Genomic DNA, 12,675 nt, shown 5'->3' on the forward strand with positions numbered 1-12,675 from the left:
ACTTGCACGGCGGCGCACAATCCGTAATGTGGAGTAACACATTTTTTGCTGCACCCCGCATGTTATCGGCATGTTGCTGCCGAGGCACTGCTGCGGGTGCATCCAGATTTATCAGCTATCCAGGGTAGGAGTAATCATGAAAAAAGTCGGTTTAGTCGGTTGGCGCGGTATGGTGGGCTCGGTCTTGATGAGCCGTATGCAGGAAGAGAAGGATTTTGCCCGCATCCAGCCCACCTTCTTCACCACCTCGCAAGCTGGCGAGGCGGCCCCCAACTTCGGCGTGGATGCCGGTACCCTGAAAGATGCCTTTGATATTGAGGCGCTGGCCAGCCAGGAGATCATCATCACCTGTCAGGGTGGCGACTACACCAAGGATGTCTATCCGCGTCTGCTGGCCAGCGGCTGGCAGGGCTACTGGATTGATGCAGCCTCCACCCTGCGCATGGAAAAAGACGCAGTCATCATCCTCGACCCGGTCAACGGTGGGGTGATTGAGCAGGCGCTCGACAATGGGGTGAAGACGTTTGTTGGCGGCAACTGCACCGTCAGCCTGATGCTGCTGGCTCTGGGCGGTCTGTTCGATGCCGATCTGGTCGAGTGGGTGAGCGTGGCCACCTATCAGGCTGCGTCCGGCGGCGGCGCGCGCCACATGCGCGAGCTGGTGACCCAGATGGGCTTGCTGCGTGACGAAGTGGCGGTGGAGCTGGCCGATCCGGCCTCTGCCATTCTCGACATCGAGCGCAAGATCACCGAGAAGACTCGCTCCGGCACCCTGCCGGTCGACAACTTCGGCGTGCCGCTGGCGGGCAGCCTGATCCCCTGGATCGATACCGCCCTGCCCAATGGCCAGAGCCGCGAGGAGTGGAAGGGTCAGGCCGAGACCAACAAGATCCTCGGCATCGAGAACGCGCCGGTGCCGGTCGATGGCCTGTGCGTGCGCATCGGCGCCCTGCGCTGCCACAGCCAGGCGTTCACCATCAAGCTGAAAAAGGATCTGCCCCTTGCCGAGATCGAGGCACTGCTGGCGGCCCACAACGACTGGGTCAAGGTGATCCCTAACGAGCGCGACATCAGCGCCCGCGAGCTGACCCCGGCTGCCGTCACCGGCACCCTGACCATCCCGGTCGGCCGTCTGCGCAAGCTCAACATGGGGCCTGAGTACCTCTCGGCCTTCACCGTGGGTGACCAACTGCTGTGGGGCGCCGCCGAGCCGCTGCGTCGCATGCTCAATATCCTGCTCGATCGCGCTTGAGCCGCGTTGCCGTAAACGCAATACAGTAAAAAAGAGGGCCTAGGCCCTCTTTTTTTATGGGCTCAGCAGCACGCGCGCAGCCCTAGGGCAGCACATCGGGGCGGAAGGTCGCGCGCAGCTGCGGCAGCAAGGGGGTGGGGTCAAACCCGGCCTCTTCCCCCAGTACGGGGTGCAGCAGAGGTTGCGCGGCCGGCAGAGCGAGGTTGCCTGCCAGCAGCCGGCGCAGCGTCTGCCCCATCTGGTAGATCTGGCGCACGTCCCCAAATTGCTGCTGCACATCGAGTGAGTCATCTTGGCGGGTAAAGACCATCATGGGGATCTCGTAGCGCGCCGCCCGGCTTGGCTTGTCGCCGAGAATGCCGTCGCCTGCCGACATCAAAAACGGCTGGTGATCGCCAAACGCCAGCACCAGATAGCGTGAGTCGCTGGCATTGAGGTGCTCAAGCAGCCGCTGCAAGGAGGCCATGGCATCGACCACCCCGGTGTAGTAGGTGTTGAGGGTTTGCCGCTCCCTCTCTGGCAGGCCGGGGCAGGCCCCCTCGCGCTCGGCGCCCTGATAACGCGGCGCGTCGAACGGCCCGTGCCCCTGCATCGAGACCGCGTAGGCAAAGCGCGGCGACCCCGCTTGAACCGTGCTGATTAGCTGGCTTATCAGCGCGTCATCCGAGACATAGAGCCCCTTGTGCGCCATGGCGTTGAAGTGGGTGTCGAACCAACGGGTCTGATAGCCAAGGGCCGGAACGGCCTGATCGCGGCCCCAGAACCTCTCCGAGTAGGGATGCACGAACAGGGTCTGGTAGCCGTTGGCGCGGGCCGTGTGGGCCAGCCCAGGCACCGCTTGCTGCAAATAGTAGTAGGGTACTATGCCCTGTTTGAGCAGCCCGACCGGCAGCCCCGTGTTCATCTCGAACTCCGCCAGCACCGTCATTCCGCCCGTGGTGGGGGAGTGGATGGTCTTGCGCCACTCGCGCACCCCGGCAGGCAGGGTGAGGGTGGGCGCCTTGGCGCAGATCTTTCCCCGCCAGTCGAGCCAGAGCGACTCGTATTGCAGCACGATCACCTGATCCCACAGCGGCGCGACGGGTGCCAGGGTCGGCTCGCGGCTGGGTGAAAGGGCGCTCTTGTTGAGCGGGTAACGGAAGATGGAGCCGCGGCTCACCATGTCATCGACCAGATTGAACAGGTAGAGGCCGGGGCCGGAGCGGATGAGATCCCGGTGGTAGGTAACGCTGTCTTGAAAGTAGCGCACGTTGGGCCCCAGCAGTCGGTTGCCGGCCTGGGTGGCAAAGACGCACAGGGCGAAGAAGGCGAGGGTGGCGGCGGCGCTGCGCAGCAGCCAGCGCGACAGGGCAAAGCGCCAGCAACCGACAGCCAGCAGGGCGGCCAGTGCCCAGGGGGCCCAAGGGTGCTCCTCGCGCAGGATCTGCAACAGACCGAGCAGGTTGCCTAGATCATTGCCGCCAAGGGGCACGCCGTAGATGGCGATCTTGGTGAAGTTGGCCAGCAGCCCAACCCCCATCAGCAGGGTGAAGGTGAGCCCCATGTAGAGGTGAAAACCGGCCAGTGCACAGGCCCCCCAGCCGAGCACCATGGTGCCCCAGGAGAGGTAGTAGAGCTCGGCGCGAAAACCGGACCAGAGACTGAACTCGCCAACGCGAAAGAAGGCGACCCCGTAGAGCAGCAGGAAGGTGAGATTGCCCAGCAGCAGGCTGGCGGCCACCCGCGAGCGCAGGCGGCGACGGAACAGGGGCAGCAGGGCCCGCAGCAGCAGGGCGTTGAGCGCCACGATGAGCCCCAGCACCAGCAGCAGGTGGGGCAGGCCGATGTCACGGCTTGGCAGCATCCGCAGAAATTGCAGGCCCACCGGCGCCCCCTTGAGCTCGGGTTTGACCCACAGGGAGTACTCGCTGCCGGCCGCCTCGTCCGGCACCCGCATGGCGCTGTTGAAGCGGACGCGGCACCCCTGCGAGTCACAGCGCTGGCGCTTGCTGCCGTCGAGGGAGAGGCGCCCGGCCTCGCCGCCATCGTCGCGGCGCAGGATAAAGAGCAGGCGATCGTCGGCGGTGAGTGGCTCGGCCAGGCGCCAGCTGTGTTGCAACACCACGTACATGCCGCGGGCATCGCTCTTGTAGAGGGGGGAGACTTGCTCGAGGCGGGCCACTTGCAGCGCGCCACTGTGGAAGGTGATGGGCTCGAAGCGGCTCAGCCACTGATCGAGGCGCAGCCAAGGTAGCAATAGGGTAAAAAAGAGCAGACCCCACAGACAGTGGAGCAAGAGGCGGCGCCAGGCTGGCGACGCAGGGAGTGCAAATCCGGCAAGTCTCATGACGGCCCAATCCTTGAGCAAGAGCGCCGATGGTGCGGTCAACCCGCTGATGTTGTCAATTTAATGACCGTTAAATGAAGAGATGCTTAACAATTTGTGCGAAAGAATAAAAAGGCCCACCTGGAGCGGGCCTGAGGGCGTTAGCCGATGAGGGCCTGATGCAACTTGTTGAGGACGGCGGTGGCTTCGCTCTCGCCGACTAAGAAGCAGAGGTTATGGGCACTGGCGCCATAGCAGATCATGCGGATGTTGTGATCTTCCAGAGTGGCAAACACCTGGCTGCCGACTCCACTCATCTCGCTCATGCGGTTGCCGATGAGGGCGACCAGGGTCAGGCCGCTTTCCACCTTCACCTTGCACAGCTCGCCGAGCTCGGCCAGCACCTTGTCACTCAGGGTGGCCTCGCCATTGCTCTGACTGCCGGTGTGATCCAGGGTCAGCGAGACGCTGACTTCGGAGGTGGTGATGAGATCGACCGAGATGCGGTGACGCGCCAGAATGCCGAACACCTCGGCCAGGAAGCCGTAAGCGTGGAACATGTTGGGGCTGTGCAGGGTGACCAGCACCTGATTGCGGCGCAGTGCCACGGCGCGAAACAGCGGGGTGGCGTCGGTCTTGGCGCGGATCCAGGTGCCGCCGGCAGCCGGGTCCTTGCTCGAGCCGACGAACACTGGAATATCGCTGCGCACCGCCGGTTGCAAGGTGGAGGGGTGCAGTACCTTGGCGCCAAATGTCGCCATCTCAGCGGCTTCGGCGAAGCTGATCTCCGGGATGGGACGGGCATGTACCACCAGGCGGGGATCGGTGGTGTAGATGCCGGGGACATCGGTCCAGATCTCGATGCTGGTGGCGCCGAGCGCTTCACCAAGCAGGGCCGCGCTGTAGTCAGAGCCGCCGCGGCCCAGGGTGGTGGTGCGTCCCTGCGCATCGGCACCGATGAAGCCCTGGGTCACGATGATGCTGTCGCCGAGCAGCGGGCCAACCTGTTGTTGGCACTGGGCGCGGGTGGCATCAAGCTCCACGCTCGCCTTACCAAAGCGGCTGTCGGTGCGCATCAGTTGGCGCACGTCAATCCAGGTGGCGCGGGCTCCGCGCTGGGTCAGCAGCTCGGTGAAAAGGCGGGTCGACATCATCTCGCCGCAGGCGATCAGGCGATCGGCCAGCTCGGCATCGGTATGTAGGCAGGCCTGGCGAGACATGGCCTCGATCTCGGCCAGTTGGGCCAGAATAGCCTCCTGCACTGCCGGCGGATTGCCGAGGTCGTTGAGGATGGCAAACTGGATCTGCTGCAAGCGGGCCAACTGTTCGGCCCGTTCCTCGTCATTCAGTTCTCCCTGAGCGAGGGCGACCAGCAGGTTGGTGACGCCGGCACTGGCACTGAGCACCACCAGGCGGGTGGCGGGATTGCCGAGCACAATGTCGGCACAGTTGTTCATCGCGGTGGCGTCGGCCACGCTGGTGCCGCCGAACTTGGCAACGTTGAGAGCGGTCATGCAAAAACTCCTGTCTATTAATACAAAGCCGGTCCATCGGGCATAAGACAGGGGAAGCGGGAAAATGGCAGGAATAGGTGAACATCCCGGCCAGAAGCGCTCCACCTAGGGAGAGATGTCCCCCACCGATGACAGCCCGGGGGATTCAGCCCCCGCAGCCGACATGCCGACCACCGGGTGGTCTGGCACATCTCGGCGCTGCTCCCCCTCGCCCGAGTTCTACGGAGACCGGTCTCCTCGCTCGGGCTGCCTGGGCAGCGCTCCTCTTCTGGTACCACCTTGGGATGGTGGCTTGACTTAACAAATACCCCGCACGACATGAGCCTGTCAATCAATATGATTAAAAAGACAACTTCATGCGGATGTTTTTTTAAAATCAGATAGTTATGAAATCCGTTTCATCAGGATCTTGGAGCGGCGCTGCCAGTTGTAGAGGCGCTGCTTGGCCACCGGCAGGGCTTCCACCTCAACCGGTGAGAAACCGCGCTCCTGGAACCAGTGGACGGAGCGGGTGGTCAGCACGAACAGATGTTCGATGCCGAGCCGACGCGCCTGATCGGTGACCCGGTTGACCAGCATGTCGCCCCGGTTACCACTGCGGTAATCCGGATGAATGGCAACGCAGGCCATCTCGGCCATCGCCTCATCGGGGAAGCGATAGAGCGCGGCGCAGCCGATGATGAGGCCGTCACGGGCGATCACGGTGAAGTGATCGATCTCCATCTCCAGTTGCTCGCGCGAGCGGCGCACCAAGATCCCCTCTTCTTCCATCGGCCGGATCAGCTCGAGAATGCCGCCGATATCTTCGATGGTGGCAGCGCGCGCCCGCTCGGCGCTTTCACGCACGATCTGGGTGCCGAGCCCCTCACGGGTGAACAGCTCTTGCAGCATGGCGCCGTCGTTCATGAAGCTCACCAGATGAGAGCGCGGCACACCGCCACGGCAGGAGGCGATGGCCGCCCGCAGATAGCGCGCCGTGCTGGAGAGGTGATCCCCCTCCTGCTCGAGCTGGCTTAAGATCTCTTGCGCCTCTTCCGGAAACAGCTCTGAGATGGCTTCGCCTGCGCGATCGAGCACCCCTTGATGGGCACTGAAGCAGATCAGCTTGTCGGCCTTGATATCGACGGCGATGCGCTGGGCCACGTCTTCGGAGTTGAGGTTGAAGCTCTCGCCAGTGACTGAGCAGCCGATAGGGGAGATCAGCACCAGATGGTTCTGATCCAGCTGACGGCGAACCCCCTCCACATCGATGCGGCGAATGCGGCCGCTCAGGCAGTAGTCGACCCCCTCGTCGACCCCCAGCGGCTGGGCAGTGACGAAGTTGCCGCTCACCACGCTGATGCGGGCCCCTGCCATGGGGGTATTGGTGAGCCCCATCGATAGGCGCGAGGTGATTTCAAATTGCATACCACCGCACACCTGTTTGATGATGCCGAGGCTCTCTTCGTCGGTGACCCGGGTCTTCTTGTGATAGACAGGGGTGATGCCGTGGCGCGCCAAGGCGTCGTCGATCTGCGGACGGGCGCCGAATACCAGCACGAGGCGGATCCCCAGCGTCTGTAACAGGGCGATGTCATTGATGATATTGGTAAAATTGGGGTGACTGACCGCCTCACCCCCGAGCATTAGCACGAAGGTGCCGCCCCGGTGGAAATTCACATAGGGGGTGGATTGACGAAACGCGTCGACCAGCGCTGGATCCCGTTCACGCACAGCAGGTCCTTACAAAATATAAAGTCAATATAAGGGTCAATATATGAGAATAAATTCATAAATCAAGACTAAAAATCCATTTGTGAATGAATCACCTCCCGGCGTGGCGTTTCTCTTGCGTTGCCGAGGATGAGCGCGGGCGGTGACGGCGCGATGACATGGCCATGCAAGGCGCATGGTTGATTGGCAGTGATGACTCCCTTATTGTCGATGACCCGTGGAATGTCAGGAGTATGTCATGGAGAAAACCCAGCTGGTGACCGTTGCCGATGCGCTGCCGGGCCGCAGCGAGCCGATGCCCGTCAACCCGGTGCATTTTGTCAATGGTCACGCCACCGTGGCCCCCTGGCCGGCCGGGATGGCGGTGGCCTGGTTTGGCATGGGCTGTTTCTGGGGGGTTGAGCGCCTGTTTTGGCAACAAGAGGGGGTGTGGAGCACGGCAGCCGGGTATCAGGGGGGGCTGACGCCCAATCCCACCTATCAGGAGGTGTGCTCTGGCTGCACCGGTCACGCGGAGACGGTACAAGTGGTATTTGATCCCGCCATTATCTCTTATGGCGATCTGCTGCGCCTGTTCTGGGAGCAGCACGATCCGGCGCAGGGCATGCGCCAAGGGGGAGATATCGGCACGCAATACCGCTCGGTGATCTTCTATGCCGACGCGCAGCAGCAGGCTGAGGCCGAAGAGAGCCTAGCGGCCTACCAGAGGGCGATGAACGAGAGCGGAGATCGGCGCCTCATCACGACCGTCATCGAGCCGCTGGCCCCTTTCTATTATGCCGAGGAGTATCACCAGCAATATCTGGCCAAGAATCCGCAAGGGTATTGCGGCTTGGGTGGGATCGGGGTCTGCCTGCCGCCACCACGCTGAGTGACATGGGTGCAAAAAGTGACGCAGGATCAAAAATATGACAAAACAGGGAACTTTCTGTGCATGGGGTAGCCCAACCAGATAGGTACTCAAGGACGAGACCTAGACCAGACACTTCTTGCACTACTGATAGGTGACAGCAAGCCAGGCCGCTCCCGTATTGATGCGAGGCGGCCTGTTTCTTTTGGCGTGGGTTGGTGTGGCTCAGCGCAACAGGCTGTCGAACAGGTTTTTGATGAGATCCACGAACTCGATGAGAAAATCGCGCTGGGCGGTGGTGGCAGGGCGTTGCCAGACGGCGGAGAGCACCTCTTGCAGGTCAGCCACCACGGCGTCGGCCTCTTGCATGATGACGAAGCGCAGCTCGGCGTCGATATGGGGATTTTGCTCGCAGATGGCCATCAAACTGGTGGCGACCCGGTCGCTGACCAGATCCTCGATGGTGTCATCGCAGGTGGGGCCATCCTTTTGCTCGAACAGCCCGAGGCTTTCCACCAGATACTCGATAAGCGCTTGATACCCTTCGCTGTTGACCACCATAGAGTGCTGCCCGTGAATGTGAAGACCGCGCCTATTTTAGTGGGTGATAGCGGGATCACAAGAGGCGCTCAAGGCGATGGCGCTCAAACGCCACACCACCGCGCTCGACTCGCTCAACGCCGATCAGGGTAAATCCAAGCTTGAGAAAGAGGCCGAGGCTGAAGACGCTGGCCTCCACCTCAAGGCGCGACATGCCAAGTTCACGGGCCTGGAGCATGGCCTGCTCCAGCAGCGCTTGGCCTATCCCGCCGCGCACCTTTCCAGCCGCCACGTAGAGCAGACCCAGGTGGCCGCTGTCATCGAGTGTCACGAAACCGACGCGTTGCTCGCCATGCCAGGCGACCCAGCCATGGCTGAAGGCGAGCTCCTGCACGAAGTGGCTGTGGTGGGCGCCGGCGGCCCATGCCTCGACCTGGGCCGGCGTGTAGTGCTCGGGGCCGTGCTGGCGAATCGTGCCGGCGAACAGCGTGGCCAGCTCTGCGTAGTCGGCCGGCTCCATGGGGCGCAGCAGGGCGGGGGTTAGCATGGGGCCTCGGGGCGCAGACGTTTGGGCAGGCCGGCGCAGACCCGCTCATAAGAGTGGCGCACCCAGCCATACCAGAGACGCTCGTCCAGCGTGTCGGTCAGGGTGATGGTGTTCCAGTGTTGTTTGTTCATGTGCCAGCCTGGGGTGACCTCGGGGTGCAGTTCACGCAGCAGCAGGGCCAGCTCGGGCTCGCACTTGAGGTTGAGGCGCATCGGCTCTTCCTGCCAGCTCAGCAGGGCAAACATCTTGCCGGCGATACGATAGACCAGAATGTCCGGGCCAAACGGGGTATCTTCGCTGGCGCCGGGTAGGCTCAGCAACCGTTCGCGCAAGGGGGTGAGCTTCATCAAGGTTCCCTGTTCGGGTTCTGCTAGAATGTGCCGCCCAGTATACCCCTAGGCGATGGGATGATGAAAAGGAGCACCATGCTTTATCACAAGACCTATGAACTGGGCCCTGAGTGGCCGTGGGTGGTGTTTGTCCACGGTGCAGGGGGCAGCTCCAGCCTCTGGTTTCGTCAGCTCAAGGCCTACCGTGAGCACTTCAACGTGCTGCTGCTCGACTTGCGCGGACACGGCCAGTCGCACCGGTTGCAGCAGGTGGTGCAGGGGAAATACAGCTTTCGTGATGTGACCGAGGATATAGTCCGGCTGCTCGATCATCTGGGGATCCGCCGTGCCCATTTTGTCGGCATGTCCCTTGGCACCATCCTCATCCGCCACCTGGCCGAGCTCTGCCCCGAGCGGGTGTGCAGCATGGTGCTTGGTGGTGCCATTTTGCGGCTCGATATCCGCTCGCGGGTGCTGGTGCAGCTCGGGCGCCTCGGCCAGCACTTCCTGCCCTATATGTGGCTCTATCGCCTGTTTGCCTTCATCATCATGCCGCGCAAGCGCCACCAGGAGTCGCGTCTCCTGTTTGTGCGCGAGGCGCGCAAATTGTGCCAAAAAGAGTTCAAACGCTGGTTTCGCCTCGCCACCGAGGTCAATCCCCTGATGCGCTACTTTCGCGAGCGCCCGGCCGGCATCCCCACTCTCTACATCATGGGGGAGGAGGACTACCTGTTCCTCTCGCCGGTGCGCGAGCAGGTGGCGCGTGACCCACACAGTACCCTGGCGGTCATCGACGGTTGCGGTCACGTCTGCAACGTCGAACACCCCGAGCTCTTCAACCGCCAGTCGTTGGCCTTTCTCTCGACCCAGCGCGACAGGGCCCCTCAGACAAAGTAGTGGGCGATGTCGAGATAGCGCTGGCGAATGTGCTCGATGAGCAGTCTTATCTTTCGCGGCGGTTGGCGGGTGAAGGGGTAGACGGCATAGATGCCGAGTTTTTTGCCCACCTGATCGGGGAAGAGGTCCACCAGATCCCCCTGCATCAGATCGTGATAAACGAGACAGCGCGGCACATAGACGATGCCGCGCCCGCCGAGCGCCGCCTTGCGCAGGGCCCCGGCGTTGTCGGTTGAAAAGCTGCCCGATACCGACACCAGGTAGTTGCCCTCACGTCCCTTGAAGGCCCACTCGGACGCTCCTGTGCTCTGGTAGGCGTAGCGCAGGCAGTTGTGCTGACGCAAGTCTGATGGCTCGCGCGGTGCCCCGAAGTGGCGCACGTAGGCAGGTGCGGCGCAGATCACCCACTGGGAGTCGAGGATGTGGCGGGCAATCAGGCTCGAGTCATCCAGATACCCGGTGCGAATGACCAGATCGAACCCCTCTTCCACCAGATTGACGAAGCGATTGTCGAGCGACATCTCCACCGTGAGCCCAGGATGCTGCTGGCAAAAATCGGCGACCGCATCGGCCAGCAGTAGCTCTCCCGAGATGGTGGGTACCGACATGCGCACATGGCCGCTTACTTTTTCGCCAAATCCAGCCACCGCATCGAAGGCATCCAATGCGGCAGCCTTCACATTTTTGGCACCTTGATAGAGCTCCTTTCCAGCCTCGCTCAAGGTGAGCCGACGGGTGGTGCGATAGAGCAGTTGCACCCCGAGCTCTTCCTCAAGACGCCCTATCCGTTTGCTAACCACTGAATTTGTAAGGGAATTTTGTTCAGCCACCTTGCTAAAGGAGCCTGCCTCTACCACCTGAGCGAAGAGGATGAGGTCGTCGGTGCGGGCCATATTGATCAACTTTTGGAATGAATGTTGTTCATTATTTCCATATATCGCGAAAAAGGAACAGGGTAAGGTCACGTCCGTTTAACAAAACAACAACAAGGTGCCTCCTGCACCCCCTCTGGACAAGGACGCAATGATGACCGACACCCTGCTGGCCCTAGTGGCCTTCTCGCCGATCTTGGTGGCCGCCGTGCTACTGGTTGGCCTCAACTGGCCCGCTAAGCGCGCCATGCCCATCGCCTTCCTGCTCACCGTGTTCATCGCCCTGTGGGGTTGGCAGATGAGCCCAACCCGAGTCTTCGCCTCCACCCTGCAAGGGCTCATCATCACGGTCACCGTGCTCTGGATCGTGTTCGGCGCCATCCTGATGCTCAACACCCTCAAGCACACCGGCGCCATCACGGCGATTCGCAGCGGCTTTACCAACATCTCACCGGATCGGCGCATCCAGGCCATCATCATCGCCTGGTGCTTCGGCGCCTTTATCGAAGGGGCCTCCGGTTTTGGCACCCCGGCCGCCATCGCCGCCCCCTTGCTGGTGGCCATCGGCTTCCCGGCGCTCGCCGCCGTGCTACTCGGCATGATGATCCAGTCCACCCCGGTGTCGTTCGGTGCGGTGGGCACCCCCATCCTCGTTGGCATCAACAAGGGGCTCGATAGCCAGGCCATCGGCCAGACGTTAAGCGCAGGTGGCAGCAGCTGGGATATCTATTTGCAGCAGGTAACCACTAACGTGGCCCTCATTCACGCCACCGTCGGCACCCTGATGCCGGTATTGATGGTGATGATGCTGACCCGCTTTTTCGGCCGCAACCGCAGTTGGACCGAGGGGCTTGCCATCTTGCCGTTCGCGATTTTTGCCGGGCTCGCCTTCACCGTGCCCTATGCCCTGACCGGCATGCTGCTCGGCCCCGAGTTCCCATCCCTTATCGGCGGCCTGGTGGGGCTGGCCTTGGTGGTGACCGCGGCGCGCCACGGCTTTTTGGTGCCCAAGACTCAGTGGGATTTTGCCCCCGAAAAAGAGTGGCCGGCCGAATGGCTCGGCTCTATCAAGCTCGATCTCAAGGAAGCCGCTGGCCGCCCCATGTCGCTCATGCTGGCTTGGCTCCCCTATGTGGCGCTGGCCCTCTTGCTGGTGGCGAGCCGGGTGAGCCCGGAGTTCAAGGCAAGCCTCCTGTCGGTGAGCCTCGCCTTCACCGATCTTATGGGTGAGAAGGGGGTGAGCGCGTCCATTGAACCGCTCTACCTGCCGGGGGGCCTCTTGGTGCTGTGCGCCCTGCTGGCGACCTTGATCCAGTCCCGCTCCCTCGCCCCCTTTGGCAAGGCCATGGGCGAGTCCGGTCGCACCTTGGTCGGTGCCGGCTTTGTGCTGATTTTCACCGTGCCCATGGTGCGCATCTTCATCAACTCCGGCATTAACGGGGCGGAGCTTGCCAGCATGCCGGTGACCACTGCCAATTTCGCTGCCGGGCTGGTCGGGGAGTTCTTCCCGGCGCTGAGCGCCACTATCGGTGCGCTCGGGGCCTTTATCGCTGGCTCCAACACGGTGTCGAACATGATGTTTAGCCAGTTCCAGTTCGAGGTGGCGCAGACCCTGGGGGTTTCCACCGCCGCCATGCTGGCCCTTCAGGCGGTGGGCGCTGCCGCTGGCAACATGATCGCCATTCACAACGTGGTGGCGGCCTCGGCCACCGTGGGGCTCTTGGGGCGCGAGGGGGCGACCCTGCGCAAGACCGCGCTGCCGACCCTCTACTACCTGCTGGCTACCGGCCTTATCGGGTTGGCGATCATCTACAGCTTCCACATTTCGGACGTCTTGCTGCAATTGAAGTAAGGAG

Annotated in this window: 11 protein-coding genes and 1 riboswitch; of the genes, 4 read left to right on the top strand and 7 right to left on the bottom strand. The window is 62.2% G+C overall.

Translation table 11 applies throughout. The features are described from left to right. Positions 1–136: 136 nt before the first annotated feature. Complete coding sequence (asd, locus tag FE240_RS06435; protein WP_193003843.1) at positions 137–1,252, top strand: aspartate-semialdehyde dehydrogenase; 1,116 nt, start codon at positions 137–139, stop codon at positions 1,250–1,252. 82 nt (positions 1,253–1,334) lie between these two features. Here asd and FE240_RS06440 read toward each other — a convergent pair whose 3' ends face one another. The 3 genes from FE240_RS06440 to argA all read right to left on the bottom strand — a co-directional run bounded on the left by FE240_RS06440 (position 1,335) and on the right by argA (position 6,784). Beyond that, a complete protein-coding gene (locus FE240_RS06440) occupies positions 1,335–3,578 on the bottom strand; it encodes an LTA synthase family protein (protein ID WP_193003844.1) in 2,244 nt (747 codons plus the stop codon). Between the two features lie 140 nt (positions 3,579–3,718). Then, positions 3,719–5,071 (bottom strand): lysine-sensitive aspartokinase 3, encoded by a 1,353-nt coding sequence (gene lysC, locus FE240_RS06445; RefSeq protein WP_193003845.1) that lies wholly within the window; start codon positions 5,069–5,071, stop codon positions 3,719–3,721. Positions 5,072–5,157: 86 nt separating this feature from the next. Then, positions 5,158–5,347: riboswitch (Lysine riboswitch) on the bottom strand. Positions 5,348–5,455: 108 nt separating this feature from the next. Continuing rightward, positions 5,456–6,784 (bottom strand): amino-acid N-acetyltransferase, encoded by a 1,329-nt coding sequence (argA, locus tag FE240_RS06450; RefSeq protein WP_042045608.1) that lies wholly within the window; start codon positions 6,782–6,784, stop codon positions 5,456–5,458. Positions 6,785–7,022: 238 nt separating this feature from the next. On the opposite strand from argA, the gene msrA reads away from it, so the two are divergent. Then, a complete protein-coding gene (gene msrA / locus FE240_RS06455; protein ID WP_193003846.1) occupies positions 7,023–7,655 on the top strand; it encodes a peptide-methionine (S)-S-oxide reductase MsrA in 633 nt (210 codons plus the stop codon). A 204-nt stretch (positions 7,656–7,859) separates the two neighbouring features. Here msrA and FE240_RS06460 read toward each other — a convergent pair whose 3' ends face one another. The 3 genes from FE240_RS06460 to FE240_RS06470 are packed head-to-tail and all read right to left on the bottom strand — an operon-like array spanning position 7,860 to position 9,068. Beyond that, the gene (locus FE240_RS06460) at positions 7,860–8,195 is read right to left on the bottom strand and encodes a DUF3802 family protein (RefSeq protein WP_193003847.1); all 336 of its coding nucleotides are present in this window, start codon (positions 8,193–8,195) and stop codon (positions 7,860–7,862) included. Positions 8,196–8,250: 55 nt separating this feature from the next. Beyond that, complete coding sequence (locus FE240_RS06465; protein WP_193003848.1) at positions 8,251–8,721, bottom strand: GNAT family N-acetyltransferase; 471 nt, start codon at positions 8,719–8,721, stop codon at positions 8,251–8,253. Further along, the gene (locus tag FE240_RS06470; RefSeq protein ID WP_193003849.1) at positions 8,715–9,068 is read right to left on the bottom strand and encodes an MmcQ/YjbR family DNA-binding protein; all 354 of its coding nucleotides are present in this window, start codon (positions 9,066–9,068) and stop codon (positions 8,715–8,717) included. Before FE240_RS06470 ends, FE240_RS06465 begins: the two co-directional genes overlap by 7 nt. 78 nt (positions 9,069–9,146) lie before the next feature. On the opposite strand from FE240_RS06470, the gene FE240_RS06475 reads away from it, so the two are divergent. Next, positions 9,147–9,947 carry an alpha/beta fold hydrolase gene (locus FE240_RS06475; protein WP_193003850.1) on the top strand — a complete coding sequence of 267 codons (801 nt, stop codon included), beginning with the start codon at positions 9,147–9,149 and terminating at the stop codon, positions 9,945–9,947. On the opposite strand, the gene FE240_RS06480 is transcribed toward FE240_RS06475, so the two are convergent. Continuing rightward, positions 9,935–10,912, bottom strand: coding sequence for a LysR family transcriptional regulator (locus tag FE240_RS06480; RefSeq protein WP_226799030.1), 978 nt, complete (start codon positions 10,910–10,912; stop codon positions 9,935–9,937). The genes FE240_RS06475 and FE240_RS06480 overlap by 13 nt on opposite strands. 61 nt (positions 10,913–10,973) lie before the next feature. Here FE240_RS06480 and FE240_RS06485 point away from each other — a divergent pair, with 61 nt between their 5' ends. Then, the gene (locus FE240_RS06485; RefSeq protein WP_193003852.1) at positions 10,974–12,671 is read left to right on the top strand and encodes an L-lactate permease; all 1,698 of its coding nucleotides are present in this window, start codon (positions 10,974–10,976) and stop codon (positions 12,669–12,671) included. The last annotated feature ends 4 nt before the right edge of the window (positions 12,672–12,675 follow it).

This window comes from Aeromonas simiae, assembly GCF_014892695.1.
Lineage (GTDB): Bacteria > Pseudomonadota > Gammaproteobacteria > Enterobacterales > Aeromonadaceae > Aeromonas > Aeromonas simiae.

Bases quoted from the DNA above. Each gene is read 5' to 3' on its own strand.
- asd (WP_193003843.1), top strand. From the start codon at position 137: ATGAAAAAAGTCGGTTTAGTCGGTTGGCGCGGTATGGTGGGCTCGGTC.
- FE240_RS06440 (WP_193003844.1), bottom strand. From the start codon at position 3,578: ATGAGACTTGCCGGATTTGCACTCCCTGCGTCGCCAGCCTGGCGCCGC.
- lysC (WP_193003845.1), bottom strand. From the start codon at position 5,071: ATGACCGCTCTCAACGTTGCCAAGTTCGGCGGCACCAGCGTGGCCGAC.
- msrA (WP_193003846.1), top strand. From the start codon at position 7,023: ATGGAGAAAACCCAGCTGGTGACCGTTGCCGATGCGCTGCCGGGCCGC.
- FE240_RS06460 (WP_193003847.1), bottom strand. From the start codon at position 8,195: ATGGTGGTCAACAGCGAAGGGTATCAAGCGCTTATCGAGTATCTGGTG.
- FE240_RS06465 (WP_193003848.1), bottom strand. From the start codon at position 8,721: ATGCTAACCCCCGCCCTGCTGCGCCCCATGGAGCCGGCCGACTACGCA.
- FE240_RS06470 (WP_193003849.1), bottom strand. From the start codon at position 9,068: ATGAAGCTCACCCCCTTGCGCGAACGGTTGCTGAGCCTACCCGGCGCC.
- FE240_RS06475 (WP_193003850.1), top strand. From the start codon at position 9,147: ATGCTTTATCACAAGACCTATGAACTGGGCCCTGAGTGGCCGTGGGTG.
- FE240_RS06485 (WP_193003852.1), top strand. From the start codon at position 10,974: ATGACCGACACCCTGCTGGCCCTAGTGGCCTTCTCGCCGATCTTGGTG.